Source organism: Vampirovibrionales bacterium, assembly GCA_016712355.1.
GTDB lineage: Bacteria > Cyanobacteriota > Vampirovibrionia > Vampirovibrionales > Vampirovibrionaceae > JADJRF01.
On sequence record JADJRF010000005.1, the window covers coordinates 334,381 to 360,183 of the forward strand.

Consider the following 25,803-nt stretch of genomic DNA (forward strand, 5'->3'; position numbering starts at 1 on the left):
TTTGTGCATACCCGGCCAGCATCGCGCTATAGCTTGAGATAATGCCGCGCGCCCTGGAACATGGCGTTCATCAGGCCGATATTGGACAGGGGGTCAAAGCCGCCGGCGGTGAGATACTGTTGCAGGCGGGCCTGCCAGTAGGGGTAAACGTCTTCTTTATTAAGCTCCAGCGTGGCGGCAATGGCCGAAAGCTTGAGCCAGTCCATCGGAAAGGGCAGGGCCCCGCGCCACATATCGACAATTTCCACGCGGTTCTGGCGCGGAAAGCGCTTGAGGAACTGCACGTTCGACAGCCCGCAACGGATTTGGCGCTCTTTCAGGAATTCAATGCCCGGATCCATCAGCCGGGGTTCTTCCGGCAGGCGGTATTCGGGGTAAGACTCGGGAGACGCGCCCATCACCACGGCAATGCGCTCAATGGTCACTGAGCGCGTGGAAAAAGGGATCTCATGGTCAATCAGGCTATAGACGTACGAGAGCGTCACGCCAATCATCTCGGCGAAGTCTTTCTTGTGCAGGCGCGTTTCATCCAGAAAGCGGATCAACCGCTCGCTGCTACTGCTATCCACCTGCTCGCGCTTCTTCAGTGATTGCGCCATTCGCGCGTCACTCGCTTTCCTGAGCTTTCTCCCGTCCAGCGCCCGTTTGAAAGCGCGCTGCACGCCCCATCACGCCCCGCCGGGAGGATATTGGCCCCATCCCGTCAGGAGCAAGCCGCATGCCAGAAGACCCTGCCGGCTCTCATCAGCCTTCTTCGGCGTTCTCTGGCGCCGCCGAATACCGTTTACGGCGGAACGCAGCCAGCCAATACGCCGATGCCTGACCCTGCAGTCAGGAAACAGACCCCTTGAGACATGAGCTAGTGCCTTATCGTAGCAGACCATGGCCGCAATCCGCAATCAAAAGATGACGGAGCGGGACGCAGGAGAAGGGGCGTCGCCATCGCGCGCGCGCTGTTTTTCAACCGGTCTGGGAGGATTTCATCGCAAGCGCCTGCAAAGACGCGTCTTTAAGCGATTTCTTAGGAAAGACGCGAAAAAAAGGACGCGAGCATCGGATTTCCGCCAGGCCGAGGAGGCGCAGAATTATAAAAAAATGTAAAATAGTCTCAAAGCAACGCCGCGATTTGCCGAAACATCCGCTAAACTGAGAGATGAAACGTGATTTCGTAAGATGCGGCGCGCGATTTGAGGCCTTCACATGATTGAATCCATTGCGACGTTCGAGGAATTGAAGCAGCGGCTTCCGCACCTTCAGGATGTGGAAGGCGACCGGATGATTCTGGCGTGGGGGGATCAACCGCCGAATGCCTTTGTCGTCTCCTGCCAGGCGTCTACCAACGAACCGGCGGCCATCCAGCGCTTTGACGCCCGGATGAGCGAGGCATGGCGTCAGGCGCGGGATCTGTTTGCCGACTAACGACCCTGCCTGTGCGCTCCCCGCGATTGGACGCGAGGGGGCGTGGGCGACCTGTTGGCTGGGCGCGGGCGTCTGGGACGGCTGGCGCGCCATGGCTTACGATGATGCGCTGCTCGATTGGGCGCGCGAGCAATCGCTATGGCCCTCGCTGGCGCTGGCGCGGGCCTACGCATGGCGAGAGCCGACGCTGTCGCTGGGGACGCATCAGCCGGTCAAAGACGTGAGCGCCTTGCGCGCGCGCTTTGCCCAACGGCTGGCGCGGGGCGAACTGCAATGGACCCGCCGCCCCACCGGCGGGCGGGCGATTCTACACGACGGGGACGCATCTTTCAGCGTTATCAGCAATGCGCCGGCCTGCCTGCGCCTGAGCGTCGCTGACAGTTACCGGGTTTTCTGCCGGATTGAAGCGCATGCGCTCGAAGCGCTGGGGGTGAAGGCCCAGACGGCAGAAGCGATTCAGACATCCCAATCAGCCCCAACAGCGCCCGCCGGCCATCGCCCCAGCGGCGCGTATATGCGCTCGCCTGCCTGCTTTGAAACCCGCACGCAAACAGATTTGCTGGACGGCTCGGGCCGTAAAATCTCGGGCAGCGCTCAGCTTCGGCGCGCTGGGGGCTTGCTTCAGCAGGGAACCATCTTTTTACCCGGCGGCATCCCGCTGGATGCATTTGCCAGAGCTTTTTCGCAAGCGTTTGAAGCCGCGTGGCCAACAGCCGAGCGGATTCCTGAGGCGCGTATCACGCAATGCCCGCGCTTTCAAGCGTTATGGGCGGCGCGCCTGGACGATTACGCGGCCCAAAGCGACCGCCTGCTTATAACCGATCCGGGGCCGGGAGGGCCGCCAGCGCCCGCACCACGGCGGGATCCCATTTAACGCCCGCCTCGCGCGCCAGCAAGCGCAGCGCGTCCTCGTGGGCCAGGCCGTCGCCGCGATACGGTCGGTCGGCGGACATGGCCGCATAGGCGTCGGCCACCGCCAGAATCCGGGATCCCAGCGGAATATCGCGGCCTGCGAGTCCGGCGGGGCTGCCGCTGCCGTCCCAGCGAGCATTCTGGTACGTGACGTACGGCACAACGTCCGACAGGAAGTGAATCTGCGCCAGCAGAGACGCGCCGACGTTGGGATGACCGCGCAGGGCCTCCCATTCCTCGCGCTGGAGGCCTTCTTCTTTGACCAGCACCTGACGCGGGATTTCCATCTTACCGATCGCGCCCAACAGTCCGGCGTAATAGGCCAGATCGACGGTTTTCTCGTTCAAATCCATCGTTTCCGCGATACGGCGGGCGATTTCGGCGACCTGGCGGGCATGGCCGCGCATAAAGCGGCAGCGCGCGTCGATAGCAGCGCCGAGGCACTCGACAAAGCGTTGCTGATGCGCGCCCAGATCCGCGATATTCTCGGTCATTTGCGCGCGCAGGCTTCTCAGCTCATCGAGGCGGGTCTGATCTGCGCCCTGCAGGATTTCTGCCTGTGCGCGGGCTGACAATTGCTGCAAGCGCATGGCCACGACAAAGAGTTTGGCCGTGGCATCGGCCAGCGACAGCAGCTCGGAGCTGAACGGATGCGCCTCGTAACGCTCCAGCGTCAGCAAGCCCAAGCGTTTTCCGGCCTCGGTCATGGGCATGGCGAGCAGGGCCCGGACGTTTTCCTGCCCCAAACGCGGTATCGGCTCCCAGCGGGGGTCTTCCTGCACGTTGAGCAGCGTTATGGGGCGTCCGTCTTCCCATGCAGGGAGAAACAGGCTGTCGGGCTTCAACTCCAGACCGACCTGCCAGCGGCCGGGGCCCGTGAAGTCTTTGGAGGTGCCGGTCAGGCTCAGGCCTTCTTCGCCGCTTTCGCGTCGCGTAATCTGGAACAGATGGCAGGCGTCAGCCTGAAACATCCGCGCCAGAGTGGAGGCAATGGAATCGTACAGGACAAAGCTTTCGTCGGGTTGAAAGCCCATCACGCCGAGGGTTTTTTCGAGCGAGTAGATTTGAATCATCTCGTCGAGCTGGCGCCTGAGCTTGTCGGGGCACGAGCCCACGCTGTCGGCGATCTTATCGAGCAGGTCGGCCGACATGAAGTCTTCGGTCAGGAAGTCCCCCACGTTGAGGGCGTAGATGGCTTCGAGCGGATCGCGGCGCTGGGCGGCGGCGTCAAACGGCGAATCGGACGCATGAGCGTCATACGAGGAAGGCATGCCCGGAGGCGTTTGCATACTGTCTCCTTCTCGCGCCAGCATTGCCGCAATACGCGTGGTGAGGGGGATTGGGGTGAAAAGGGGGATACCCCTCTATCGGCGATTCCTCTCAACACTTTAGTAAATTTTGGGCCGGGGGGCAATGCGCCGCCCGCCAGCCCAACGGCCCCGCCCGCGCAAGCCCGCCCAATAGAAAAACCTGGCTAAAAGCCAGGTTCGGTATGGTTTCCCCCTCTAGAATCGTGCTGGTTAAAACACGTCGAGCGAAAGCGCTCAGACGGTTCAATTCCCCTCTTAGCAAGCCGATGGCAAGCGCAAACAGTCGTTGCGGTGATGAAGCGGCGGTATGACGCCGGGTCTCTGCCGGAGAAACGACTCGCAGCGTCCAGATAAAGCGTCCGGGCTCGGGTCGCGGATCCGGCGGTTTTTGGCGTTTTTGGTATCTACTTCAGCCTGTCCACATCAGCATAAAACCCCTGAAAACGCGACTGTTGACGGATTTTAAACAACTGTTTTTAGAATATATGGCCAGAATGAGGCCCAGAGAGGCCAAAAGATTATAAACAAAATCTTAACAACCTCGCAAAACCTCTTGAAATTCCCGGTTTTTGTGAACAGGCCGCCTGCCTTGCCCCGGCCGGGCGAAGGGCCTACACTGGAGAGACGGCCTGCAAGACGTTTGCCGCCGGAAAGGACGCCCGCCGCCGTATGTCTGTTTCGCCTGCCGTTGCCGATCCATCCGCTCAGGCGGAAGCGCCGGCGATTGAAGCCCACGGGCTGGTCAAACGCTATAAGGGCGTGTTGGCGCTGGACGGCGTGTCGTTTGAGGCCCCGGCCCGATCCGTGTTTTGCGTGCTGGGCCCTAACGGCGCCGGCAAAACCACGCTGCTGAAGATCCTCACCACAATGACCCGCCCGGATGAAGGCGACGCCCGCATTCTGGGACACGACATCCGCCGAAACGCCATGGCCATCCGCTCGCAAATTGGGGTGGTCTCACAAGACAATCACTTTGAGACGTATTTTACGGTGTGGCAGAATCTGGCGCTGCACGCCGAACTCCATGGCATGGCGCGCGAGACGTATACGCCGCGCATTGAAGCCCTGTTACGCCAAGTGGATTTATATGACCGCCGCCATGCCAAATGCGACGAGCTTTCTGGCGGGATGCAACGGCGTATTTCTTTGATTCGCGCGTTAATTCACCATCCGCGCCTGTTATTTCTGGATGAGCCCACCACCGGGCTGGATCCGGTCGCCCGCCGACAGCTCTGGCAGACGATTGCGGATATTCGCGACAATACGGCCATTATTCTGACAACCCACTACATGGAAGAGGCCGACGTCCTGAGCGATTGCATTCTGATGATGCATCGCGGCCGGGCGGTTATGAGCGGCTCGCCGCAGGCCCTCAAACGCCGCGTGACGCCCCTGAATCGCTATGAACTCCTGCTGCGAACGCCTCAGGCGCGCGCATTGGCGGCGCGCATCGATGCCGCGCTGAATGCGAATGCCGGCGCGGGCGGGGCCTCGGGCGGCGAAAGGATGCGGGTGACGCTGTGCGTCGGCGACGATCCGTATCGCCTGGAAATGAAGCTGGCCGACAGCGCGGATCTCTCGGCCCTGCTGACGCTCATTGAGCCTGATGCGCTCTTGCGCGTGGGGGCGCTGGAGGCGGATCTGGAAGATGTCTTTCTGGCGGTGGCGTCCGGGGCGTCGTTGACGGGGGAAGGCGCATGAGCGGCTTGCATTTTCGGCGCGGGGCGCTGCCGATTTTTCGCAAGGTCGTGGCCATCGAGACCGATAGCTGGGTGCTGGAATCGCTGACCACGATTGCGATTCCGGTGTCGTTCTATCTGGCGTTCGGCATGGGGCTGCGCGGCCAGATTCAGAACGTGGACGGCATGCCGTACATGGCCTTTATTACGCCGGGCCTGATTACGATGACGATTCTGCTGGAAGCCTTCAAGATCGGCGCCTGGAATCTGTGGCTGGGACGCTGGCACAACCGCATGATTCACGAGTTCCGCATCAAGCCGATCGCCACAGTGGACATTATCATCGGCGAGATTCTGGGCGCGTTTACGATGGCGCTGGCCAAAGGCGCGTTGGTGGCGCTGATCCTGTACCTGCTGAGCCCCTACGCCCTGAGCGTCGGCGCGCTGGGGGCATATCTGGCGTATCTGTTTCCGGGCTCGATTCTGTTTACCTGCTTTGGGACGATGGTCGGGACGTTCTTTCGCAAGCCGGATCAAATTGCGCAGTCGCAGGCGATTGTCATTACGCCGCTGCTGTATCTGGGCGGCCTGTTTTTTCCGACGAGCGCGTTTCCTGAGTGGGCCCAGCCGCTGGTGCGCTGGCTGCCGACCACAGCCCTGTTTGAAGGCGGGCGCCACGCGTTTATAACCGGGGTTTTTCATGGGGCGTCGTGGCTGGGGCTCTGCGCCATGGCGTTGATCAGCGTGGTCGTGGCCGCCGTGGTCTTTGATCGCGAGCTGTCCAGATAGGCCGGGAAATTGTGCGCGCGCCTGCGCCAATAGGGACGCAGGGCGTCCCTTTGGAGGATTAAAAGGGGCTCTCGGCGCCCGGCCTTACGGCGGATGACGGGCGTCTTCGGCCTGACGGCGCGGCGCCGGGTTACCCAGTTCGGGCTTTAATTGCCGCAAGAGGCGGCGATCCCGATCGCTGATGGAAAACAAGCGCTCGGTCAAGGGTTTTTCAGGCTGATCAGACGGATCGGATGGCGGCTCTGGGCCTGCAGCGCGCATCAGGGCCGGTAACAGCGTCGGTTTTGAGCGCGGCTGCAAGGCGCGGGCGATATCGTCGAGGCGTTCAGGGGCAATCGCCGGGTCGTCCCACCAGCCCGCGTAATTGGGCATGCCCCACGCCGGATTGCTGAGCAGAATTCGCTGGCGCTGCAAGAGTTCAATCAGCCGCAGGCGCGGAAAGTGCGGGGATTTTCCGCGTGAGGCGCGCGGATTGGGAGGCGGATCGCCCCACTGAGCGCTGAAGAAGCGGTCGTCGGCATGATCGTCTGGAAACCCGCGTCCACAAGGCCGCTGCCCGGACAGGGCCGCTTCGATGTCGCGCGCCGCGCGCCCGGCGGACAGGTTCGGCGGGTGCGTCGCGTCTTTTGGCTCTTGCAGCATCGCCAGCAGACGATTCACCAGCGCCAGCGCGCCCTCGGCCGTGTCTTTGTCCGCCGGCTCAGGCTTTTGGGCCGATTGTTGGCGGATATGGCGGTCCATCAGCACCGGAAAGCAGTAGCGACTGAAATAACTCGCCCACGCGCGGACTTTCTCCTGAGAATCTGCGTACAGCGCGTCCATCAGGGCGCCGAAGAGCCCCAGATTCGTCAGCAGCGCCATCAAAAACGGCGCATACCGAAAGGAAGGCGAACGCGCCCACATAATCGATCAGTTCCCCCTTGGAAAATTTTGTCACAACGCATATCAGATATAAAAAGTATATCGTATTTTCAAAGCGCTGTCTAGCCTTTTGTAAAGATTCATTAAAAAGCCATTCGCGCGCTGGATGGGTTTGATGAAACAGGAAGGGTTTGAGTCTTCCGGCAGATATTCCCATTTTCTCTCAACTCATGGAGTTTTTTCGATGAATGCTATTACTTTTTCAACGTCCGGGCCGCTTTCGCGCACTACCAGCGCTCGTTTTGGAATGGCGTTTTAGCCCAATCAAAATGTAAAAATAAATGGCTTACTGCTAGGGCACAAGCAACAGCAGCTTGTTAACGAGATTATTAAACCGCTTCCTACGGTTCACAATTATTTTCCCGATTTGTTCGGCGCCATTATTCGCGGGGCGAAGCTCTTGAATGGGTCGCAAGTATCGCCAAGTATAGAGCAGGCCCTCACCATTCAGAAGCAAATTGCCCAAACTCTAAAGCGGCTTAAATCGGAAGACGTTTCAACCACAGCCGACGAAGGCGTCCGCATTCGCCCTCTTTTAAAGCGCCTACAGGCTGACGCCGTAACCATACCTACAGTTTTAGTAGAACCAATTACTAAGGCGTTTGAGGAAATCCTGAAGGCTTCCAAGCGTGGCAAGCGAGCCAAGGAAGCGATTTCCCCTGCTAAACCCCAATAACCCCACCCGCTGGGGATGCGTCCTGCGCGCTCAATAGCGAGCCGCGCGGGGCGCTCGGCGGGGGTTCGACAGAAGCGCCGCGCCTTGGATGAATTTTCAGGGCGCGGCGGGCGTTTGGGGCCTCACGCCTGCGGGAAATTGCATTTTCAAACATTTGTTACACGCTGCGCAATTCAGACGCTGGAGAGCGTTCCATGGAACAGGAAGACCTGCGCCTTCTAATCACGATTCCATTTAGACGCTTGGCGTTTTTGCAATGAAGCCCACTTGTTTTTCCACCTCCACACGCCCTGCATGCGCCCGGTTCGGGATGGGGCTTACAGCCGCGCAGAATGAGCGCGTAAATTCCCTGAGAAGCGCTCTGGCAGAGCGCGTCAGGAATCAAAGAAACAAGCCGGGCAAGGAAGACCCGGTTAATAGCGCGCCTCTATCATTGGAGCGAAATAATCACGCTTGCGATAGTTTGGCGCAGTTTATCCTGAGGGCGTCTCAATTCATCAAAGAGGGCATTCTGTCGTTCACGCCCCAAGAACAGGGCTCTCTTCAGCATTGCGTTGAGCAGGTTATCAAGGGCTTTCGCGAAACAGACCCTTATTCCAGTCAAGTGGACAAAACCTTACAGATCTTACAGCAGAGCGATGGTCCCTTGGCGCTACCGGCGTTGGTCGCGCCTATTATTGAGGCATACGAAGCTCAAACACGTCTTTCGGGCTACGTCCAGCAATTGGCCAACCGCAGGGCCCAAACCCCATAACCCCGCCCGCTTGCGCTCTTTTCTGCGCGTTCGGCGGGGGATCGACAGACGCGCCGCGCCTTGGATGAATGTTCGGGGCGCGGGGAGGCGACGAACGCGGTCACGCGGCCTCGCGCTTGCATCCCTGCTGAAAATACCGTTTAATAAGGGCGGGAGATTGACGCGCGTGACGGGTAACCGCTGGGCTTTCATCCAACTTTCGGGCGCGCTGCTGCTGGCGGCGAGCCTCATGGCCCTCAACGCCGGGCCGGTCGGCGCACAAGCGCTGAGCGAGGCGCGCAAAAACCAGCTCACCCAACAGGCGCTGGCCGGACATTATCAGGAAGTCGCGCCGTTTCTGCTGCCGCGGGCCACGCGCGGCGACCCGGAGATTCAATACCTGCTGGGCGTCGCCTACGAAAAAGGCAAACGCTACGAGGAGGCCATGCGCTGGTTTCAGCGCGCGGCGGATCAGGGGCATCAGGACGCGCTGTTCAGCGTCGCCTATCTGGTGGAAAAAGGGCTGGGCGTGACGCGCGACCCGGCTCAGGCGTTCCGGCGCTATCTGCGCGCAGCCGAAACCGGCATGCCCGAAGCCCAGCTCAAGGTCGGCATGCTGTACGAAGCGGGCCAAGGCGTGGAGAAAAATCCGCAGCAAGCCGCGCAGTGGTACCGCAAGGCGGCGGATCAGGGGTTTGCGCTGGCGCAATACGCTTATGGAGCCCTTGCGCAGGCGGGATCCGGCATGGCGGCCAATGCAGCGGAAGCATTCCGGTATTTTAAGCAGGCGGCGGATCGCGGTCTGGCAATTGCGCAGTTGCGCGCCTCGGTGATGCTGGAATCTGGCGAGGGCGTGACGAAAAGCATTCAGGACTCGGTGCGTTACGCGCAAAAAGCCGCGGCCCAAGGCTACGACGAAGCGCAGCTCAAGTTGGGCCTGATGTACGAAGAAGGCCTCGACGGCGGCGCGCCCCAGTACGAGGATGCCGCCAAGTGGTACCGCAAAGCCGCTGAGCAGGGCAACGATTACGCCCAGATGGCGCTGGGGACGTTCTATCTGCTGGGGCAAGGCGTGGATCAGGACTACGTGCAGGGTTACGCCTGGCTGGACGTGGCCTCGCGCAACGGCAACGCCGAGGCCGAAAGCTGGCTGAAGACCATCGTGCGCGATATGTCGGCCAAGCAGATTGCCGCCGCCCAGCGCCGCGCGATCGCCTGGCGCAAACCGGCGCCGCAGGGGCTAAAATAGCGGCATTTTCTGCGCCCTTCGTCGACGCAGGCAGAGGCGGCCAAACGAATCTGGAGGGCAAAGCCCTCCGATCAAGACAGGGTGGGGGTTCGGGGGCAAAAACACCCCCCAGAGGCGCGGCTCATGAGAAACGGGTCTGGAGGGCGAAGCCCTCCAATCAAGACAGGATAAGGGCTCTGGGACGAAAACACCCCCCAGAGCCGCGGCTCATGAGAAACGGGTCTGGAGGGCAAAGCCCTCCAATCAAGACAGGATAAGGGCTCTGGGGCGAAAATACCCCCCAGAGCCGCGGCTCATGAGAAACGGGTCTGGAGGGCAAAGCCCTCCAATCAAGACAGGATAAGGGCTCTGGGGCGAAAATACCCCCCAGAGCCGCGGCTCATGAGAAACGGGCCTGGAGGGAAAAGCCCTCCAATCAAGACAGGATAAGGGCTCTGGGACGAAAACACCCCCCAGAGCCGCGGCTCATGAGAAACGGGTCTGGAGGGCAAAGCCCTCCAATCAAGACAGGGTGGGGGTTCGGGGGCGGGAACGGCCCCCGAGAGGCGGGCTCGATAACGAAAATCCTAGAATTTTTAGCGGGATTTAACGCGAGCGCTTAACTGCGCGCCGGCACGATGCCGACCATCGGCGTCATCGGGAAATACGGCGGCGCCGAATTGCGACCCACATTGGCGAGAATCGTCTGAACGCGCTGCTTGAGCAGGGCGGGATCGCGCTTGAGCGAAGGCAGATCGTCTTGCAACAGGCGCAGATCCCGGTTAAGGGTTTCGGTTTCGGCGATGCGGTGATATCCCGGATCGAGTTGCAGCCAGTTGGCCCGCTGATAACGGTACTCAGTCGCCGCATTGGCTTGCGTCACACGGATTTCGCGAAGACCGTCGACCGCCAGCTTGCCAAGCGCGGCAATACCCACCAGCGCGCCGTAGCCCAGCACCAGCCACTTGCTTTGCAGGCGATCCGCCAGCATCACCAGCGCGGCGGCGTCGGTGTGCGAGAGGGTTTTTTCGATGGCGCGCAGCGGGGCGGCGGCGGGAGCGCGTTTCTCGAGATCGGCGGCGTGTTGTTCCAGCCCGGCGTGTGGTTGCAGACCAGCTTCGCCGGTGCGCTCATAGCGGATCAGATCGGCGCGAAAACGCTCGACGGCGTTGAGAAACCCATGGAGAATCACGCCGGTAAGGGCGCCGGCAAGAGCAAAGGCGGCGTCGAGCGTCCCGACGGGTTGACGCGCTGGCGGCGTCTCACTGACGCTGTTTCCAAAACGCACGCCGGGCATCGGCCATTGGCGATGGGTGGGCTGATAGGCTGAGCGGCGCTGCGCGTCGGAGGATTCCGCCCATGAAGCGGGCTGCAGAATAGGGGGGATCGGCGCCTGATTGCGCGTTAAGAGCTCGCGAAGGCGCGTTCTGGCCTCATCGAGCAGGCGATCGTCAAAGGCCTGCTTGTCGCGCAGACTTTGCGCAAAGGTTCCCTGCAGGCGAGAGAGCAGCCGCACGCGGATGCCGGTTTCCTGACGGCGCACCCACGCCTCTTGATAGCCCTGAACGGCCGTGGTGGCCAGATAGCCCGCAGCGGTCGCGCCGCTGTAGAGGGCCAGCGGCGCGACAAAGCGCGGCGCTTCCATGGCCTGCATCGACAGCGAGGCGAGCGGATTCTGAAACAGCAGCAGCGTCAGGCTCTTGTTGTACGGGGTCACCGGGCGCGGGAAGAGCGTCGACAGGCGCTGAAATCCGGCGCGGAAGGGTTTTCTGGCCAGCAGGGTCGCGCCCAGTCCCAGCCCAAAAGCGGCCAGCGCACGGCGCACCGGGATAAAATCGCCCGAGACGAAGGCCTGATCCGGCTCCGTGTCAGAAGGCGCAGGCGAATAAGACGGGTCTGAAAAAGAAGCGGAAGCAGAGGACAACGCGCGCGCAGGGCCTTCAAATCGGGCGAAGGCAGGCGCGGGAACGCAGGCAGAAAGTGACATAAGGGCAGGGCGGTCTCTTGTGCTCGCAAGCAGAGGGCGCAGAATCAATGCAGGGCAATGGGAAAACAGAGAGAGAGAGGAAAGCGCGGCGGCGCGGCGTTCTGACTCATCACGCGGCGGAAAGGGGTGGGGGCGCAAGCGCGCGGCCCTTCCGCAGGCGACTGACAGTTGCGGCACAGCTCCGGAATTGCACCGGATTTCCCGACGTCGACGCGCGAGCATTATAGCAGCAACAACGTCGCCGTCCCATCGCCGCATGGGCGCCGGACGTGATAAAATCGCGATTCCCACCGGATTCTGGACGGGATTCTGTGGGACTGACCGTGTCGCGTTCACCCCGTGATCGACCCTAAAACGAGCGCCCGATGACCCCTGTTGATTTTTCGCGCAACGACGCCGCCGCCCCTCTGCGCATTGGCCCGCTGACGCTCGCCAGCCGCGTCGCGTTGGCCCCGATGGCTGGGGTGACCGACGCCGCCTTTCGCACGCTGGCGCGCCACTGGGCGCCGGATTCGCTGATTTTTACCGAAATGATCAGCGCCAACGGCATCGTGTACTCGCGGCGCATCGACGACCGGATTCTGGCAAAAACCGAGCATGACCCGCCGATCGCGTATCAACTGGCCGCCAACAACGTCGATGCGCTGCTGCGCGCAGCAGAAGCCATTGTCGTGAGCAAGCGCCCCGACGTGCTGGATTTAAACATGGGCTGCCCGGTCAAAAAAATCACGGGGAATTTTGAAGGCTGCTCACTGATGCGCGACCCGGATCGGGCCTCTGCGCTGGTAGCGGCGCTCGTAGCGAATTTCGATACGCCGGTGACGGTCAAGTTTCGCCTGGGCTGGGACGCCCAATCGATGAATTATCTGGCCTTTGGGCAGATGTGCGAGGCCGCTGGCGCGCAAATGGTCACGCTGCACGCGCGCACCCGCAGCCAGGGCTATGCGCCGGGCTGTCGCTGGGAGGCCTTCGGCGAGCTGAAGCGCGGCTTGCGGATTCCTGTCATCGCCAACGGCGACATTACCAGCGCCGACGACGCCCGCCGCGTGATGCGCGACTACGGCGTTGACGGCGTGATGATTGGCCGCGCCGCTCTGGGCGCGCCCTGGCGCGTTGGTGACATTGATCGCGCGCTGCGAAGCGGCGAAGCGCAAATCACCCGCACGCCGCAAGAGCGTCTGGCGGCATGTCTGGACCATGCGCGCCTGCATTGCGCCGCCCACGGCGAGGCGGTCGGCGCGCGCGAAATGCGAAAGCATCTGACGTGGTACGTCAAGGGATTTCCCGGCGCGAGCCGCCTGCGCGAGCGCATGACGCACGTGTCCTCGCTCGCCGACATCGAGCGTCTGGTCAACGATCTCCCTGTGGATCTGGCCCTGAACGCGGCTTCTTAAATACAGGCGCGACTGAGAGCGCAACGCGACGTTTTACCCCAGACTTTGCGTGGGCATAAAGGACGTCGTGCCTTTGTTTTTACCCCTTCCTTCCGGGACCAAACTGCTGGTACGCCAGCGATTGGTCACTTCGTCATGAATCCATTTTTCGACAAAGGCGCGTTGACCTGCGATCTTTTTTTCAGCCTCTGTCTGAGGTTTTTGAGGCTGTCGCGTGGCGCTGGCGCGCGCGGCGGCGTTGGTTGAAACCCCTGCTGTCATAATCTGAATCCCCCTAAACCTGCCCTCACGGGCAACCCCTACTCATGGCATTAAACCCGGTTGTGAACATTTGATGCGCGTGGCTGAACGGCGCGCGCCTTATTCGGTGGCGGGCGGCGCGTCTGGCGGCGGCGACGCGGGCGTGTCGGCCAACAGACGATCGAGACGCGCGACCTCGGCGGCGCGGCGCTCAAAAGCCAGCGGAAAGCGATCCAAATCGCTGGGACGCAGCAAGAGAGTGGACTTACGAGGCGCAGCGGTTCGACTCATTGGCTTCCTCCTGTGGGCGCCCTGCGATGCGTGAGACGCGGGGGCGCAATGCGGGTCGGTTATGGCTTAAAAACATCCGACGTTTGGAAATTGCCCGTTTGGGGCGATTCACGCGGATTCTTTCTTAAATTTTAAGAAGCGCGCGCCGTTTTGCCGAGTCATCCGGCTTAAAACCGTCCATAGGGTAGCCCCATCAGGCCACTGAGATCCCCCATGCCGGCGCCGTATCCGCCCAAGCTGGACAGGCCGGACAGGCCGCCCATCGACATAAACGGATCGCCCATGCCAGCGCCATAAGCGCCTCCGCTCATGCTGGACAGACCGGACAGGCCGCCCATCGACATGAACGGATCGCCCATGCCAGCGCCATAAGCGCCTCCGCTCATGCTGGACAGGCCGGACAGGCCGCCCATCGACATAAACGGATCGCCCATGCCGGCGCCATAACCGCCTCCGCCCATGCCAGACAGGCCGGACAGGCCGCCCATCGACATAAACGGGTCGCCCATGCCAGCGCCATAACCGCCTCCGCCCATGCCAGACAGGCCGGACAGGCCGCCCATCGACATAAACGGGTCGCCCATGCCGGCGCCGTAACCGCCTCCGCCCAGGCCGGACAGGCCAGACAGGCCGGACATGGCGCCGCCGCCTGCGGCAGTCATTAAGACGCCGATTAAGAGGCGCATCATACTCATCATCATCCGCGCCATGGCGGGGCGATTGCTCAGGGAATCGTCCATCAGGCCGGGCGAATCGTACGTCGTGGCTGCGCCATAAGTCGATGGCGAGGAGAGCGCAGGCGCGCGATCGCTCACCGTATCGAGCCGGATTTCCCTGGCGGCGTCGTTTTCTGACGTAATGCCGCGAAAGGCCTTGATCGCATGCCAGCTATTGGGCGCGCCGACCTTGTTTTCGCCGGCCCTCGGACTCAGCGCAGAGAGTTGCGTCGACGACGCCGGCAGCGCAGCGGGGCTGGAAAGATTGCGAGCGGCCAGCGCGTCCTCATAGTAACGGGCGCTCGCAGGCGTGTCGTAGCGGGCGGCATCGTCGTTGTTGCGGGCATCTTTGGCGGCCAGTTGGGCATCGGTCTTCATGCCTTTTTCCGGGCGCGGCAACTGGATATCCATGCCCGTGGCGCGGTTGGTATCCTTAATCGGCTTCCACGGATTGAAAAAACTTAACCCCATGACGGTTTCCTCCCATCGGCGCGCCCCATTGCGCGGCTTGCAAGCATGACAGCGAATTTCCCCTGACGTGACGCTTCCCCCGAGCGCTCCTGCGCTCATCCACAAAAAACAGACACATAAAAATAAAAACATGTATATAGAGCGAATTGCGGAACGCAGGCAGGCTTCAGCTTGTCTTAAGAATCGCGTGGGTGCGGCGATCGGGTCAAAATGTTAATTTTTCGTAAAGTATTAACATCAAGCCGCACGTGTTTGTTTTTATGCAAGCACAAGGTAAATGCACTTCTCATCTCGTCTCTCTCTCACATCACACACTGTCTCTCTCTCAAATTCTCTCTCTCTCAAAAATCAAATCGCTCACAGCCACCCAACGGGGCTTTGCCCCGGTGAGCGCTTATCGGGGAATTGTCACGCGGTAGGGGTTGTATTCAGGAGGACCGGGGATATGGAACGTCATTCGAATCGTCGTCATGTGAATTTGGAAGTCTTGACGCTTCAGTTTGATCGCCGTCGTTATGATGGCGGCTCCGAAATCGAACTCATCGCATTCATTGAACGCCAGCAAGCCCAAGCCGGGCGGCTGATGGGCGAACCGATGGCGTCGCTGACGCGCCCGACGCCGCAGCCGCGTCAAAGCGCGGAAGCCGAGCGCTCGCAGACGGTTTGCAAATCGCCCGCTCACTCGCGCCGGACGGTCGTCCGTCTGACCGAAGCCCTGATTGCCGGGCCGGTGGCGGTGGTTGTCGGACTGGTCGGCATTCTCACGTCGATCCTGGCCATCGGGATTTTCGCCAACGGCGGAAACGCCGCGCTGGCCGCTCAGAGCCGCGACGTCTTGCGCGAATGCGCGCTGACGCTGGCCAAAGGGGTTGGCGATACGTTTCTGGCGCCGGTGCGCGCCGTGGGGGTCTTGCTCAAGCGGGCGTAAGCGCTCGTCTGGCATTCACAGATTTCAGGGGGTTTTTAGGGGGATTAAACGCAAACGCATCGCGATTTTTCGTCTCTGCGCGTCGCAGAGACGCATAGACAGTCTTCTTCTCTCGTCTCTTCTGAATTGCGTCTTTTTTGGGGAAAAAAGACGCTTTTTCTTTTGGACGAAAAGCGGCCCAGAGCCGGGCCAAAAGCGAGCGGGCAGGATTCAGCGGGCGATCAGGCGGTCGGGGTAGGCGGTGAGCAGGTACTCGAGAAAGCCTTCCGAAGCGGACTCCAGCATATCCAGCACGCGCTCGAATCCGGCTTCGCCGCCGTAGTAGGGATCCGGGACGTCGGTTAGCCGCAGATCGGGGGCGTATTCGAGAAACATGCCGATGCGCGGACGTAAGGCCTCAGGAGCCATCTGGCGCAAACGGCGGCGATGGCCGCTGTCCATGGCCAGAATGTAATCGAAGGCTTCGATATCGCCCGGCGTTACCAGACGCGCGCGCTGGCCGCGCAAGTCGTAGCCCCGGCGCGCGGCGGCTTCCACCGAGCGCGGATCGGGCGCAGAGCCCACGTGGTAGTCGTCGGTGGCGGCGGAATCGACGCGAATCCGCCCATCGAGATGACGCTTGACCAGTAAGGCGCGAAACACGCCTTCAGCCGACGGCGATCGGCAGATATTGCCCGTGCACACGAACAGAACCGAGAGCGTCGGGTCAGCAGAGGCGCTCATGACAGAGGCGGCGCGGCCAGGGCGGCCAGCATCGCGCGGCAGAAGGCGGGCAAGTCGTCAGGGGTGCGAGAGGTAATCAGCGGACCGTCGACGACGACGGCTTCGTCCACCCAGCGCCCGCCCGCATTGGTCATGTCATCTTTAATCGAGCGATAGCTGGTGACCATACGGTCCTGGGCCACGCCTGCCGAGGCCAGCACCCAGCCGCCATGGCAAATGGCCGCCACATGATTATTGGCGGAAACGGCGCGCCGCACGATATTGAGGACCGTTTCGCTCATGCGCAGGCGATCCGGGGCCCATCCGCCGGGGATGACGACGAGATCCCAGTGACCGACCACGACATCTTCCACATTGGCGTCCACATCGACGAGCAAGCCGTGTTTGCCCCGGTACGAACGTTCGCCCAGACCGGCCACGCGCGTTTGCACGCCCGCCTCGATTAGACGCAGACGCGGATACAGCAGTTCAGAATCTTCAAAATCCGGCGCTGCGAGAATCAGGGCGCGTTTTTCCGTTAAATCGCCGGGCGGTGGGAAGGACGCGTTCATGCGGGATGGTATCTCCTCCGTTGACAGGCGGCTGCGACGGCAAGCGCCCTCTGGCCTGATATATTATACGGCGCCGAGGGGCGACGCGTTCACGAAACGGCGCGTGGCCAGATGCGGGCGCGTGAGCGCAGAGCCGATGACCACGCAGCAGGCCCCCAGCGCAAAAGCCTCAGCCACCTGCGACGGCTCCCACAGGCGACCTTCGCAGGCAACCGGCGCGCCGGCGGCGGCCACGGCCTCGCGCAACAGATCGAAATCCGGCGCGCCGTTGTCGCGCGCCTGCGTGGCGTTCGTATAGCCGCTGAGCGTGGTAGAAATCAGGTCGAAGCCCAGGACGTTTGCGCGCCTCACGTCTGCCATACAGGCGCAATCGGCCATTAAGCCCAGCGCGGGAAAACACTGGCGCGCGCGCGCGACAATATCTGAAACGGTTTCGCCCTCTGGGCGCGGGCGATCCGTGGCATCCAGCGCCACGATCGAGGCCCCGGCCCTGGCCAACTCGGCGACATCGGCAAAGCCGGGCGTAATATACACGCGATCGCGCGCGTCGGCGGGAATCGGGTCGGGTTTGCTCAGGCCAATGATCGTCAGATCCGGGTGCGCCGCGCGCATCAGAGCGATATGGCGCGCGCCCGCCAGCCGCAGGCCCAAGGCCCCGCCGTCGAGGACCGATTGCGCCAGCGCGCAAAACGGCGCATCGGCGTAGAACGGTTCATGGGATTGCGCCTGCACCGAGACGATGACGCCGCCGCGCAGTCGCTCCAGACAGGCGCGTCTGTCGGCCTGCGAGCCATCCGCCGCCGCCGGGGTCGAGGTCATGGGGCCGGAGCGTTCATCGCGGACGCGTCAGCGGCGACATCTGCCTGAGAAAGCGTTTTGGGAGCGACCAGCGACGACCACCAGCTTCGCAAATGGCTTTCAGCGCCGATCAGCAGTACGCCGCAGGCAATGAGAAGCACGCCCGCCCATCGAAAAGTCGTTACCGGCTCGTGGCGAACGAAAAACGCCAGCGCCACGGCAATCACGTAGGCAATGCCCAGCATCGGGTAGGCGTAACTGATATCAGCGCGCGACAGCACCATCATCCACATCACGGCGCCGACGGCGTACAGCGACAGCCCGAACCAGATGAAGGGGTTGCGAAACACCATCAGAATCTGCGAGACGGCTTGCCCGGCAGAGGCCAGCTCCATCCGCCCGGAACTGTCCATGACCCCGTGCTTGAGGCAAAACTGACCGGCAATGCCGATGCCAATGCTCATGAGAATTAACAGAAAGGTTTTCATCAGGGCCGCCCTCGCCGCGCATCACGTCCATAGAGTCGGGGCATCATATCCCAAACCCGCGCCCAACGCACGCGGCGAAGCGGCAGCCTGAAAGCCCTCCTGTTCAAGAGAGGACGAGTCCCAGGCGCGTTAGTAATAACGGCCTTTTATCAGGTGATACGCCGCCCCGGCGCCAGCCCCCACGACCGCGCCTTTCAGCTTGTCGCGACGCATCGCCGCGCTGGCGCCGGTTCCGATGACAGCGCCTTTGGCCGCGCGACGCACCATAGGACGACCGTCCAGCACGCCGGTGTAATCGATGGCGCCCGTCGCGGCGCCCGTGACAGCCCCCACGCCGGCGCTGCGCACCAGTGAGCCATCGCGGCTGACGGCGCCGGTAACGGCTCCTACGCCCGCGCCAATCAGCGACTGGCGAATAATCGGGTTATGCAGCAGGGGACGCTCATAGGGATAGCCCCGGTCATAATAGGAATAAGGCGGATCCGCCCAGACCATGCCGGCCGGCAGAATGAAAGCGGCCATTAACGCTGCCACAGACAGCGCTCTCAAGGTGATATTAACGCGCATCAGTACGTTCCTCCGGTTGGGTATCGCTGTTAAACAGGCAGGGCTCGTGAATTCGCTCGCAGGATGCTATGTCGCAGGACGCCTCCGCAGGGCAAAGGTTCCGGGAAAGAGTCCGTAAAAGGGTCGCAGGGTTATCGAAGAAATACCGCCCTGCCTGCCAGAATAGCGCATTTGTAATGTTTTGCAAAGAATTACGACGTTTGACGCAATTGGCATCTTTGAGGGGGATTTAGTAGAGGAGAAGTTCAAACTGATTTTCAACCCCATACGATCCCAATATCCAACCACACAACAGCATATCAACTCTATCTCTCATACTGCCTCTCTCTCTATCCGTATATCTCTTGCGCTTTACCCCCTCAGCAAGAGATTTTTTTTTGCTTTTTTTCGCAAGCCGCGCGCGCCACACGGTACAATACCCTCGATAGAATACCCTTGAGGCAGTTGCCAGCAAGACGGGAGGCGCCAGCGCCCCATGAGTGAGCTCAGGCGATTCAGACATTTTAATGCGCTCGGGCGAATCGAACGACATCCAGTCGTTTCTATGGCTTTTATGGCCGTTATGGCGCTGATGACGCTGACGCGGCTCGACCCGGCGGGCGGAGCGTCGCCGGCATACGCGCAATCGCCGCCTGCGGACGCGATCCTGACAGGCGAGGCGAGCGCGGCAAGCGAAAACGTGATGATCATCCTCGACGCGTCGTACTCGATGACCGAGCGGCTGGCCGACGGCGAAAGCAAAATGATGGCGGCCAAACGCACCCTCTGGAGCCTGTTGCGCCAGCTTCCGCCCAACGTCAACGTGGGGCTGCGGGTGTATGGGACGTCTCAGAACTCGTTTACGGCCTGCCGCGCGACGCAGGTGCTGGCCCCCATTGCGGCGGGCAACCGCAGCGCCATCGCCAACCAGATTATTCCGGTGCAGCCGGTGGGGGTGACGCCGATTACCTACACCCTGCAACGCTCGCTGGCCGAGGACTTCGTGGGCCTGAGCGGGCGCAAGCGGATTATTCTGGTCAGCGACGGGCTGGAAAACTGTAGCGCGGACCCGTGTCAGGTGGCGGTTGCCATGGCGCGCGGCGGCGTGGACGTCAAGATTGACGTGGTCGGCTTTGGCCTTCAAGGGCTGGAAGCCGGGAATCAGTTGCGATGCATCGCGCTGTCGACCTTTGGCAAGTATTACACGGCCAATACCGCCGCCGAACTTGCGCGCAGCATGGGCGAAGCCCTGCGCATCAACGCCTCGGTGGAAGGCAAAGTGATGACCCCGACCAAGACGCCCCCGCCCCCGGCCAGCGTCATGACCGCAAGCCCGATCGCGCCTGCTGCGCCTGCGCGTGCGCGATCCAGAACCAAACGCCCCGTTCGCGCGCCCGCGCCCCTGATGAAAGAATATGACGCCGGACGTCCGTCGCGGTAGAATAGCCGCATTCAGGCATTGCTCGCCGTTGTGACGCCCCTGTTAATGTCGGCCCCGTTAATTTCGAAGGAACCCGCCTCGCATGAAACGATCCTGCCTTTCGGCGCTGTCTGCGCTTGTGACCATTGGCGCCCTGAGCGGCGCGATGCTGATGGCGCCCGCGCCTTCGCTGGCAGTTCGGCCTGCGGTTAAAGACAGGCCCGCCGCCAAAGCAATCCCTGATAAGGCCTACCAGCCGGTGACGGCGCTGGACCTGGCGCAGAATCCTGAAAAATACGTCAGCAAGCGCGTCGTCTTCGAAGGCGCCTTTAGCAGCTTTTCCAGCCTGGGGCTCGATTACAAGCCCGCCATGCGCGCCTCCAAGCAGTACGTCAGCCTGCTGATTATTCGACCGGACATTACGCATCATAAAATTCCGCTGTCGGAACTCAAGCTGTTTTATCCGCGCGAAAAAAGCGAATCGGTGATGAATCTGGAAGCCGGCGACGTGATTTCCGTCAAAGGCCATGTGTTTAGCGCGGCCTTGCGCGACCCGTGGGTCGACGCCGAAAGCATTACCGTTGTGCGCAAAGCCAAGCCCGACCCCGACAAGGCCTGTGGTCTGGATAACTGCTAGACGCGTAAAGCGGCGTTAGGCTCGCGGCCCGCGCTTCAGGGTTTAGGCCGCAGGGCTTTTTCGCGCAGGCGCAAGGCGGCCTGCTTCAAGGCTTCTGCCGGTTCGCTCAACCCGGATGGATCGCTTAAGGCGGCCAGCGCAGGCGCTTTACGCCGCACAGACAACGGCGAGCCCAGCGGGCGGCCATCTGAATCCGCATCGTGACAGGCTTCGTTGGGCGATTGCTGACGGGGCCAGACGCGACCGCGCGCGTACACGTAGCGCGGATCCAGTCCCAGATCGCCCATGGCCATGGGGTCTTCCGTCACCGGCTTTTTCGGAAACAGCTCGCGCAGGGTGTCGGTCAGCACGCCGACTGAAAACACGCGCGAGGCGTTCTTAACGGCCGGTTTGCCGTCTGCCGACGCGGCGCCGCCGAGACGATTGGCCATCGCCGCAAAAATAGCGCGACCGCCTTGGGCGCGGGTCTGCTTGTAACGCGCAAACGATTGTCGTCCCAGCTCGCGCAGCGGGGGCGCGGGAAGCGGCGCAGGAGCAGGTTCAAGCGCCTCGCCCGCAGCCGCCCAGGGAAACGCCCCGGAAAAAACCGGGCGCGGCGAGACTTGCGAGGGGGCATGGGCGGGGGAAACTTCGCTGAGACCGTGCGCATCGGCCGGGGCGCGACGCACCTGCGACTTGATGGTCTCCAGCGAGTCGCCCATCACGATGCGATCGCGCACCCGCGAGAAAAACAGCAGGTCGGCGTCGCTGAACAGCAGCTCGCCCTTGAAAGACAGGCTGCCCACGTCCTCGTAAGCCGATTGCGGCGTACGGAAGTATTGCGACAGGCGCACCAGAACGGTCTCGGATAAACCCAGCCTGACGGCGGCCTGATCCAGGCCGTACAGCAGGGTGGTAATCTGGCTCGATCGGTTCGCGCCCGGTTGCGACGGTCCGAACACGGCGGCTCCTCTATCCCGGAAATCCCCGGAAGGCGATTTTGAGAATCGCGCATCGGCGCTGAATGAAAATAACGCCAGCGCGCGCGTCTTCTTCATTATAATACACGCCAGAGCGCGCAAGCCGCCGATTGATTTTCGGTCAGGCTGTTGCTAGTGTCAGAAGGCGATTCCACGAGAAAGGACATGGCAGGCGTTTATGGACACGGTCTGTTGCGCATCGACGCAGCGCCTTCACATTGCCATTGAGGCGGCTCTTGCCGCCGGGGCGCTTCAACGCGCGCAGTATCAGCAGGCGTTCTCAGTGTCCGAGAAATCGACGGCGCTGGATCTGGTGACGTCAGTCGATCTCGCCTGCGACGCGCTGATTCGCGAGCGCCTGCAAGCGGGCGAGGCGCGTCAGGCGCTGGCTGCCGCGCGCATGATTACCGAAGAAACCTTTGAAGAAGGCAGCGAGGGTGCCGGGGCGCTTGCGCTCAATGGCGTCTGGATTGTCGATCCGCTGGACGGCACGACGAATTTTGCGCACGGGTTTCCGCATTTTGCCGTCTCAATCGCCTACGCCGAGGCGGGCCGCCTGATGGCAGGCGTTGTCTACGACCCGATGAAAGACGAGCTGTTTACGGCCGCGCGCGCGCAAGGCGCAACGCTCACGCGTGGGGCCGCCGCGACGGGCTTAACGCCAGAAGAGCCGCAAACAAGGCCGCTGGCCGTCAGCGCCGTGACGTCGCTGTCGCGGGCCTTGCTGGCGACCGGGTTTCCGTACGATTTGCAATCGTCGCCGCAGGATAATATGGGCTTGTTTCTGGCCTTTATGAATCGTTGCCACGGCGTGCGTCGCGCCGGGAGCGCCGCTCTGGATCTGGCCTATGTCGCCGCCGGACGGCTCGACGGCTTTTGGGAACAGCGTCTCTCGCCCTGGGACGTCGCCGCCGGCGTCCTGCTGGTTGAAGCCGCCGGCGGGGCGGTCGCTGATTTTTCGCTGGAGGCGCTCGACATCGCCCGGCGCCGCATTGATATTCTGGCCGCCAACGGCCCGGCGCTGCTCGAAGAGATCCAGGGCGTTTGCCGCCAGCCCCAAGCGTTTCATCCCTTGCGTTACCGCTGTGAGTCGACAGGAGACGTCCGCCCATGAGTGAATCCCACGCCGCCAGGACCCAATCGTTCATTGAGATGGAAGATCGCTGGGGGGCGCATAATTACCACCCGCTGGATATCGTCATCGAACGCGGCGAAGGCTGCTGGGTGTACGACGTCGAAGGCAACCGGTATCTCGATTGCCTCAGCGCGTATTCCGCCGTCAATCAGGGCCATTGTCACCCGCAGATTCTGGAGGCGTTTCTGGCGCAGGCGCGCCGCGTGACGCTGACCTCGCGCGCGTTTCGCAATGATCAGCTGCCGTTGTTCTACCGCGAATTGTCCGACCTGACCGGCTATGAATGGGCCCTGCCCATGAATTCGGGCGCCGAGGCCTGCGAAACCGCCATCAAAATGGCGCGCAAGTGGGGCTATAAGGTCAAGGGCATCCCGGAGAACAAGGCCGAAATTATTGTCTGCGCAGATAATTTCCACGGGCGCACGACCACGATCATCAGTTTTTCCACCGAGCCGCAGTACCGCGACGGGTTTGGCCCCTACACGCCCGGCTTTACCGTGATTCCCTACGGCGACGTCGAAGCGCTGGCCAAGGCCATCACGCCCAACACCTGCGCGTTTCTGGTCGAGCCGATTCAGGGCGAGGCGGGCATTAAAATTCCGCCCGCAGGCTACCTCAAAGCCGCCGCTGAGCTGTGCCAACAGGCCAATGTGCTGTTTATCGCCGATGAAATCCAGTGCGGGCTGGGCCGCGCGGGCAAACTCTTCGCCTTTGAATACGAAGGCGTGCGCCCGGATGCGGTGGTCATCGGCAAGGCGCTTTCCGGCGGGTTTTATCCCGTCTCCGCCGTGCTGTCGAGCCGCGAGATTCTCGGCGTCTTCAAGCCCGGCGATCATGGCAGCACGTTTGGCGGCAATCCGCTGGGCTGCGCCGTTGCGCGCGCGTCGTTGCAGGTGCTGCGCGAGGAGAATCTACCCCAGCGCGCCGCCGAACTCGGCGAGGCCTTTATCGCGCGCCTGCGGACGATTCAGAATCCGCATCTGCGCGAAGTGCGCGGTCGCGGGCTAATGATCGGCATGGAATTCGACATCAAGGTCCGCCCCTACTGCGAAACCCTCAAGGCCGAAGGCGTTCTGTGCAAAGAGACCCATGACAACGTCCTGCGCATCTCGCCGCCGCTGGTCATTACCCAGCAGGAGCTGGACTGGGCCTTCGAGCGCCTGCAAAAGGTCCTGCAAGCCTGAACCCGCCCCGTTATTAGGCAAATCGGCGTTCATCTGCTATACTGCTCGCATTCCCTTTGAGCGTGGCGACTCGCTCGCATGTGAGGAGATCAGGACAGGTGACGGTTAATAATGCGACTACTTACAGAGCAATAGTCGGCCCTCCCAGAGCGTTTTATAACAAGGAAACTGGCAAGGGGGACGTGGCGAGGTATTTGGAAGGCTTGCAGAGGTCTGGTCAAGCCTATTCGGCTCAATATGGCCGAGACATGGTGGTCATCACGCTGAAAAATCCAATTAAAAACAAAGCCAATTAGGCGCGCCAAGCTCGCTTAAGACGGGCCTTCCCAACGGATCGCCTCGGGAGTCGGCGCCACCACGGTGACTTGCTTGACGCCCCAAATGTCGAGTCCATGGGCCAATTTGCCCGAAAAGCGAATACGCGCGCCGGGGCGGATGCGCGGATCGAGCCGCAAGGCCTCGGCATCGCCTTCCAGCGCGACGATGGTGTCGTACAGAAAACTCTGCGGCAGCGCGCGCACCAGAATCTCCACGCGATGCGAGCGCGTCTGGCGGCGCAGATGATACACCACGCCCTCCCAGTGAATCACGCGCCCCTGATACTGCCGCGCCCACGCCTGCGAACGCGCTGAATTGGCCCGCTGGGACTCGAAAAACGCCTGGATCTCCTGACGCGAGGGTTCTGCGGGCGAGGGCGAGGGATCGGGCGCTTGCTGGGCCATGGCGCCCAGAGCAACGCAAAGCGACGCGCCCAGACACAGACAAAGCGACGCCTCCAGCGGCGCGGCGCGGCGACGCGTGCGGAGAAGATTCATGCAGGGAAGATTCATGCAGGTAAGATTTATCAATAAGCGGACTGTCACGACCCGATGCCCGTAGCCTGTGCGTGGGAGAAATAGGCAGGTGAGAGCGGTATCGGCAGCGGTGTTGTCAGACGGGAGGGAAATCCGCCATAATGGGGACTTCCCCCGACGCTGAGTATCAACCGACGCGCGCGCGCGCTTTCTAAAGACCGCGCTATTTTTGACCGCGCCTGTCATCATCATGTCTTCTCAGAATCACGTCTTTTCAGAATCACGTCTTTCAGACGCTCTTTCAGGAGGTATCGCCGTTATGCCCTCATCGCTGCTCTCACTGGAGCAGAGCGCGTTGCTCGTCATCGATATGCAGGAAAAACTGCTGCCGCTGATGGAGCATCGCGATCGCATTCTCAAACAGACCCGTATTTTACTGGAAGCGGCCCGTATTTTATCCGTGCCGGTGATGGTCACCGAGCAGTACCCACAAGGCCTGGGCGCCACGGTGCATGATTTGCGCGACGCCTTACCCGACAGGGCCATCGTGCTGGAAAAAACCGCTTTCGGGGCCGTGGAGGCGCCGGGCTTCACCGACGCGTTGCAGGCCTGCGGACGCTCCCAAGTGATTGTCTGCGGCATTGAGGCGCATATCTGCGTCACGCAGACGACGTTGCAACTGTTAGAACTGGGCAAGACCGTTTTTCTGGCGCACGACGCGGTGTCGTCTCGCCAGAAACGCAACTTGAAAGCCGCGCTATGGCGCATGACGCAAGCCGGGGCGATCCCCTTTACCAGCGAAATGGCCTTGTTTGAGTGGACGCGCACGGCCAACTGTCCGCCCTTTAAGGCGCTTCAGGCGCTCATTAAATAA

29 protein-coding genes and 1 riboswitch are annotated in these 25,803 nt (G+C 61.7%); of the genes, 15 read left to right on the forward strand and 14 right to left on the reverse strand.

Annotated elements, in window-relative coordinates; genetic code table 11:
• Nucleotides 1-26: 26 nt before the first annotated feature.
• Nucleotides 27-599 carry a hypothetical protein gene (locus IPK79_02970; protein MBK8189389.1) on the reverse strand — a complete coding sequence of 191 codons (573 nt, stop codon included), beginning with the start codon at nucleotides 597-599 and terminating at the stop codon, nucleotides 27-29.
• A 601-nt stretch (nucleotides 600-1,200) separates the two neighbouring features.
• Between IPK79_02970 and IPK79_02975 the strand changes: the two genes are divergently transcribed.
• Nucleotides 1,201-1,419, forward strand: a complete 219-nt coding sequence (locus IPK79_02975) for a hypothetical protein (GenBank protein ID MBK8189390.1) — start codon at nucleotides 1,201-1,203, stop codon at nucleotides 1,417-1,419.
• Nucleotides 1,409-2,293: a hypothetical protein gene (locus IPK79_02980; GenBank protein ID MBK8189391.1), complete on the forward strand. Its 885-nt coding sequence runs from the start codon at nucleotides 1,409-1,411 to the stop codon at nucleotides 2,291-2,293. Before IPK79_02975 ends, IPK79_02980 begins: the two co-directional genes overlap by 11 nt.
• On the opposite strand, the gene IPK79_02985 is transcribed toward IPK79_02980, so the two are convergent.
• The gene (locus IPK79_02985) at nucleotides 2,232-3,620 is read right to left on the reverse strand and encodes an HD domain-containing protein (GenBank protein ID MBK8189392.1); all 1,389 of its coding nucleotides are present in this window, start codon (nucleotides 3,618-3,620) and stop codon (nucleotides 2,232-2,234) included. The genes IPK79_02980 and IPK79_02985 overlap by 62 nt on opposite strands.
• 690 nt (nucleotides 3,621-4,310) lie before the next feature.
• Here IPK79_02985 and IPK79_02990 point away from each other — a divergent pair.
• Together IPK79_02990 and IPK79_02995 are read left to right on the forward strand one after the other, a co-directional pair.
• Nucleotides 4,311-5,342, forward strand: coding sequence for an ABC transporter ATP-binding protein (locus tag IPK79_02990; protein ID MBK8189393.1), 1,032 nt, complete (start codon nucleotides 4,311-4,313; stop codon nucleotides 5,340-5,342).
• The gene (locus IPK79_02995; GenBank protein MBK8189394.1) at nucleotides 5,339-6,109 is read left to right on the forward strand and encodes an ABC transporter permease; all 771 of its coding nucleotides are present in this window, start codon (nucleotides 5,339-5,341) and stop codon (nucleotides 6,107-6,109) included. Before IPK79_02990 ends, IPK79_02995 begins: the two co-directional genes overlap by 4 nt.
• An 84-nt stretch (nucleotides 6,110-6,193) precedes the next feature.
• Here IPK79_02995 and IPK79_03000 read toward each other — a convergent pair whose 3' ends face one another.
• Entirely contained in the window at nucleotides 6,194-7,012 is an 819-nt protein-coding gene (locus tag IPK79_03000; protein ID MBK8189395.1) for a hypothetical protein, read from the reverse strand.
• A gap of 385 nt (nucleotides 7,013-7,397) precedes the next feature.
• Here IPK79_03000 and IPK79_03005 point away from each other — a divergent pair, with 385 nt between their 5' ends.
• The 3 genes from IPK79_03005 (at nucleotide 7,398) to IPK79_03015 (ending at nucleotide 9,688) form a co-directional block, all read left to right on the forward strand.
• Nucleotides 7,398-7,706 carry a hypothetical protein gene (locus IPK79_03005; GenBank protein MBK8189396.1) on the forward strand — a complete coding sequence of 103 codons (309 nt, stop codon included), beginning with the start codon at nucleotides 7,398-7,400 and terminating at the stop codon, nucleotides 7,704-7,706.
• A 463-nt stretch (nucleotides 7,707-8,169) separates the two neighbouring features.
• Nucleotides 8,170-8,460: a hypothetical protein gene (locus tag IPK79_03010; protein MBK8189397.1), complete on the forward strand. Its 291-nt coding sequence runs from the start codon at nucleotides 8,170-8,172 to the stop codon at nucleotides 8,458-8,460.
• A 166-nt stretch (nucleotides 8,461-8,626) separates the two neighbouring features.
• Nucleotides 8,627-9,688, forward strand: coding sequence for an SEL1-like repeat protein (locus IPK79_03015; GenBank protein MBK8189398.1), 1,062 nt, complete (start codon nucleotides 8,627-8,629; stop codon nucleotides 9,686-9,688).
• A gap of 598 nt (nucleotides 9,689-10,286) precedes the next feature.
• On the opposite strand, the gene IPK79_03020 is transcribed toward IPK79_03015, so the two are convergent.
• Nucleotides 10,287-11,654, reverse strand: a complete 1,368-nt coding sequence (locus IPK79_03020) for a hypothetical protein (GenBank protein ID MBK8189399.1) — start codon at nucleotides 11,652-11,654, stop codon at nucleotides 10,287-10,289.
• A 72-nt stretch (nucleotides 11,655-11,726) separates the two neighbouring features.
• A riboswitch (cobalamin riboswitch) is annotated at nucleotides 11,727-11,915 on the reverse strand.
• A gap of 104 nt (nucleotides 11,916-12,019) precedes the next feature.
• Between IPK79_03020 and dusB the strand changes: the two genes are divergently transcribed.
• On the forward strand, nucleotides 12,020-13,048 hold the full coding sequence (gene dusB, locus IPK79_03025; GenBank protein ID MBK8189400.1) for a tRNA dihydrouridine synthase DusB: 1,029 nt from the start codon (nucleotides 12,020-12,022) through the stop codon (nucleotides 13,046-13,048).
• A gap of 33 nt (nucleotides 13,049-13,081) precedes the next feature.
• Here the strand turns inward: dusB and IPK79_03030 are convergent, their stop codons facing one another.
• From IPK79_03030 to IPK79_03040, 3 genes are all read right to left on the reverse strand, one after another.
• Entirely contained in the window at nucleotides 13,082-13,309 is a 228-nt protein-coding gene (locus tag IPK79_03030) for a hypothetical protein (GenBank protein ID MBK8189401.1), read from the reverse strand.
• A gap of 99 nt (nucleotides 13,310-13,408) precedes the next feature.
• Nucleotides 13,409-13,579, reverse strand: coding sequence for a hypothetical protein (locus IPK79_03035; protein MBK8189402.1), 171 nt, complete (start codon nucleotides 13,577-13,579; stop codon nucleotides 13,409-13,411).
• Nucleotides 13,580-13,746: 167 nt separating this feature from the next.
• Nucleotides 13,747-14,766, reverse strand: coding sequence for a hypothetical protein (locus IPK79_03040; protein ID MBK8189403.1), 1,020 nt, complete (start codon nucleotides 14,764-14,766; stop codon nucleotides 13,747-13,749).
• A gap of 445 nt (nucleotides 14,767-15,211) precedes the next feature.
• Between IPK79_03040 and IPK79_03045 the strand changes: the two genes are divergently transcribed.
• The gene (locus IPK79_03045) at nucleotides 15,212-15,694 is read left to right on the forward strand and encodes a hypothetical protein (protein ID MBK8189404.1); all 483 of its coding nucleotides are present in this window, start codon (nucleotides 15,212-15,214) and stop codon (nucleotides 15,692-15,694) included.
• A gap of 210 nt (nucleotides 15,695-15,904) precedes the next feature.
• Here IPK79_03045 and IPK79_03050 read toward each other — a convergent pair whose 3' ends face one another.
• The 5 genes from IPK79_03050 to IPK79_03070 form a co-directional block, all read right to left on the reverse strand.
• On the reverse strand, nucleotides 15,905-16,417 hold the full coding sequence (locus IPK79_03050) for a low molecular weight phosphotyrosine protein phosphatase (GenBank protein ID MBK8189405.1): 513 nt from the start codon (nucleotides 16,415-16,417) through the stop codon (nucleotides 15,905-15,907).
• The gene (locus tag IPK79_03055) at nucleotides 16,414-16,968 is read right to left on the reverse strand and encodes a type 1 glutamine amidotransferase (GenBank protein MBK8189406.1); all 555 of its coding nucleotides are present in this window, start codon (nucleotides 16,966-16,968) and stop codon (nucleotides 16,414-16,416) included. Before IPK79_03055 ends, IPK79_03050 begins: the two co-directional genes overlap by 4 nt.
• A 63-nt stretch (nucleotides 16,969-17,031) precedes the next feature.
• The gene (locus IPK79_03060; protein ID MBK8189407.1) at nucleotides 17,032-17,787 is read right to left on the reverse strand and encodes a putative N-acetylmannosamine-6-phosphate 2-epimerase; all 756 of its coding nucleotides are present in this window, start codon (nucleotides 17,785-17,787) and stop codon (nucleotides 17,032-17,034) included.
• A complete protein-coding gene (locus IPK79_03065; protein ID MBK8189408.1) occupies nucleotides 17,784-18,254 on the reverse strand; it encodes a hypothetical protein in 471 nt (156 codons plus the stop codon). The genes IPK79_03060 and IPK79_03065 overlap by 4 nt, the downstream gene beginning before the upstream one ends.
• A 129-nt stretch (nucleotides 18,255-18,383) precedes the next feature.
• Nucleotides 18,384-18,821 carry a hypothetical protein gene (locus tag IPK79_03070; protein ID MBK8189409.1) on the reverse strand — a complete coding sequence of 146 codons (438 nt, stop codon included), beginning with the start codon at nucleotides 18,819-18,821 and terminating at the stop codon, nucleotides 18,384-18,386.
• A 544-nt stretch (nucleotides 18,822-19,365) separates the two neighbouring features.
• On the opposite strand from IPK79_03070, the gene IPK79_03075 reads away from it, so the two are divergent.
• Both IPK79_03075 and IPK79_03080 read left to right on the forward strand, forming a co-directional pair.
• On the forward strand, nucleotides 19,366-20,241 hold the full coding sequence (locus IPK79_03075) for a VWA domain-containing protein (GenBank protein MBK8189410.1): 876 nt from the start codon (nucleotides 19,366-19,368) through the stop codon (nucleotides 20,239-20,241).
• A gap of 82 nt (nucleotides 20,242-20,323) precedes the next feature.
• Nucleotides 20,324-20,857, forward strand: coding sequence for a hypothetical protein (locus IPK79_03080; protein MBK8189411.1), 534 nt, complete (start codon nucleotides 20,324-20,326; stop codon nucleotides 20,855-20,857).
• Between the two features lie 35 nt (nucleotides 20,858-20,892).
• Here IPK79_03080 and IPK79_03085 read toward each other — a convergent pair whose 3' ends face one another.
• Nucleotides 20,893-21,894: a hypothetical protein gene (locus IPK79_03085; protein ID MBK8189412.1), complete on the reverse strand. Its 1,002-nt coding sequence runs from the start codon at nucleotides 21,892-21,894 to the stop codon at nucleotides 20,893-20,895.
• Between the two features lie 100 nt (nucleotides 21,895-21,994).
• On the opposite strand from IPK79_03085, the gene IPK79_03090 reads away from it, so the two are divergent.
• The 3 genes from IPK79_03090 to IPK79_03100 all read left to right on the forward strand — a co-directional run bounded on the left by IPK79_03090 (nucleotide 21,995) and on the right by IPK79_03100 (nucleotide 24,431).
• Nucleotides 21,995-22,930: an inositol monophosphatase gene (locus IPK79_03090; GenBank protein MBK8189413.1), complete on the forward strand. Its 936-nt coding sequence runs from the start codon at nucleotides 21,995-21,997 to the stop codon at nucleotides 22,928-22,930.
• Nucleotides 22,927-24,135 (forward strand): ornithine--oxo-acid transaminase, encoded by a 1,209-nt coding sequence (rocD, locus tag IPK79_03095; protein ID MBK8189414.1) that lies wholly within the window; start codon nucleotides 22,927-22,929, stop codon nucleotides 24,133-24,135. Before IPK79_03090 ends, rocD begins: the two co-directional genes overlap by 4 nt.
• A 98-nt stretch (nucleotides 24,136-24,233) precedes the next feature.
• Nucleotides 24,234-24,431 carry a hypothetical protein gene (locus tag IPK79_03100; GenBank protein MBK8189415.1) on the forward strand — a complete coding sequence of 66 codons (198 nt, stop codon included), beginning with the start codon at nucleotides 24,234-24,236 and terminating at the stop codon, nucleotides 24,429-24,431.
• A 15-nt stretch (nucleotides 24,432-24,446) separates the two neighbouring features.
• Here IPK79_03100 and IPK79_03105 read toward each other — a convergent pair whose 3' ends face one another.
• Nucleotides 24,447-24,950 carry a hypothetical protein gene (locus IPK79_03105; protein MBK8189416.1) on the reverse strand — a complete coding sequence of 168 codons (504 nt, stop codon included), beginning with the start codon at nucleotides 24,948-24,950 and terminating at the stop codon, nucleotides 24,447-24,449.
• A gap of 298 nt (nucleotides 24,951-25,248) precedes the next feature.
• Here IPK79_03105 and IPK79_03110 point away from each other — a divergent pair, with 298 nt between their 5' ends.
• Nucleotides 25,249-25,803 carry a hydrolase gene (locus IPK79_03110; GenBank protein MBK8189417.1) on the forward strand — a complete coding sequence of 185 codons (555 nt, stop codon included), beginning with the start codon at nucleotides 25,249-25,251 and terminating at the stop codon, nucleotides 25,801-25,803.

Bases quoted from the DNA above. Each gene is read 5' to 3' on its own strand.
- IPK79_02970 (MBK8189389.1), bottom strand. From the start codon at position 599: ATGGCGCAATCACTGAAGAAGCGCGAGCAGGTGGATAGCAGTAGCAGC.
- IPK79_02975 (MBK8189390.1), top strand. From the start codon at position 1,201: ATGATTGAATCCATTGCGACGTTCGAGGAATTGAAGCAGCGGCTTCCG.
- IPK79_02985 (MBK8189392.1), bottom strand. From the start codon at position 3,620: ATGCAAACGCCTCCGGGCATGCCTTCCTCGTATGACGCTCATGCGTCC.
- IPK79_02990 (MBK8189393.1), top strand. From the start codon at position 4,311: ATGTCTGTTTCGCCTGCCGTTGCCGATCCATCCGCTCAGGCGGAAGCG.
- IPK79_02995 (MBK8189394.1), top strand. From the start codon at position 5,339: ATGAGCGGCTTGCATTTTCGGCGCGGGGCGCTGCCGATTTTTCGCAAG.
- IPK79_03000 (MBK8189395.1), bottom strand. From the start codon at position 7,012: ATGTGGGCGCGTTCGCCTTCCTTTCGGTATGCGCCGTTTTTGATGGCG.
- IPK79_03020 (MBK8189399.1), bottom strand. From the start codon at position 11,654: ATGTCACTTTCTGCCTGCGTTCCCGCGCCTGCCTTCGCCCGATTTGAA.
- dusB (MBK8189400.1), top strand. From the start codon at position 12,020: ATGACCCCTGTTGATTTTTCGCGCAACGACGCCGCCGCCCCTCTGCGC.
- IPK79_03030 (MBK8189401.1), bottom strand. From the start codon at position 13,309: ATGACAGCAGGGGTTTCAACCAACGCCGCCGCGCGCGCCAGCGCCACG.
- IPK79_03035 (MBK8189402.1), bottom strand. From the start codon at position 13,579: ATGAGTCGAACCGCTGCGCCTCGTAAGTCCACTCTCTTGCTGCGTCCC.
- IPK79_03040 (MBK8189403.1), bottom strand. From the start codon at position 14,766: ATGGGGTTAAGTTTTTTCAATCCGTGGAAGCCGATTAAGGATACCAAC.
- IPK79_03045 (MBK8189404.1), top strand. From the start codon at position 15,212: ATGGAACGTCATTCGAATCGTCGTCATGTGAATTTGGAAGTCTTGACG.
- IPK79_03050 (MBK8189405.1), bottom strand. From the start codon at position 16,417: ATGAGCGCCTCTGCTGACCCGACGCTCTCGGTTCTGTTCGTGTGCACG.
- IPK79_03055 (MBK8189406.1), bottom strand. From the start codon at position 16,968: ATGAACGCGTCCTTCCCACCGCCCGGCGATTTAACGGAAAAACGCGCC.
- IPK79_03060 (MBK8189407.1), bottom strand. From the start codon at position 17,787: ATGACCTCGACCCCGGCGGCGGCGGATGGCTCGCAGGCCGACAGACGC.
- IPK79_03065 (MBK8189408.1), bottom strand. From the start codon at position 18,254: ATGAAAACCTTTCTGTTAATTCTCATGAGCATTGGCATCGGCATTGCC.
- IPK79_03070 (MBK8189409.1), bottom strand. From the start codon at position 18,821: ATGCGCGTTAATATCACCTTGAGAGCGCTGTCTGTGGCAGCGTTAATG.
- IPK79_03075 (MBK8189410.1), top strand. From the start codon at position 19,366: ATGGCTTTTATGGCCGTTATGGCGCTGATGACGCTGACGCGGCTCGAC.
- IPK79_03080 (MBK8189411.1), top strand. From the start codon at position 20,324: ATGAAACGATCCTGCCTTTCGGCGCTGTCTGCGCTTGTGACCATTGGC.
- IPK79_03085 (MBK8189412.1), bottom strand. From the start codon at position 21,894: ATGAAGAAGACGCGCGCGCTGGCGTTATTTTCATTCAGCGCCGATGCG.
- IPK79_03090 (MBK8189413.1), top strand. From the start codon at position 21,995: ATGGACACGGTCTGTTGCGCATCGACGCAGCGCCTTCACATTGCCATT.
- rocD (MBK8189414.1), top strand. From the start codon at position 22,927: ATGAGTGAATCCCACGCCGCCAGGACCCAATCGTTCATTGAGATGGAA.
- IPK79_03105 (MBK8189416.1), bottom strand. From the start codon at position 24,950: ATGAATCTTCTCCGCACGCGTCGCCGCGCCGCGCCGCTGGAGGCGTCG.
- IPK79_03110 (MBK8189417.1), top strand. From the start codon at position 25,249: ATGCCCTCATCGCTGCTCTCACTGGAGCAGAGCGCGTTGCTCGTCATC.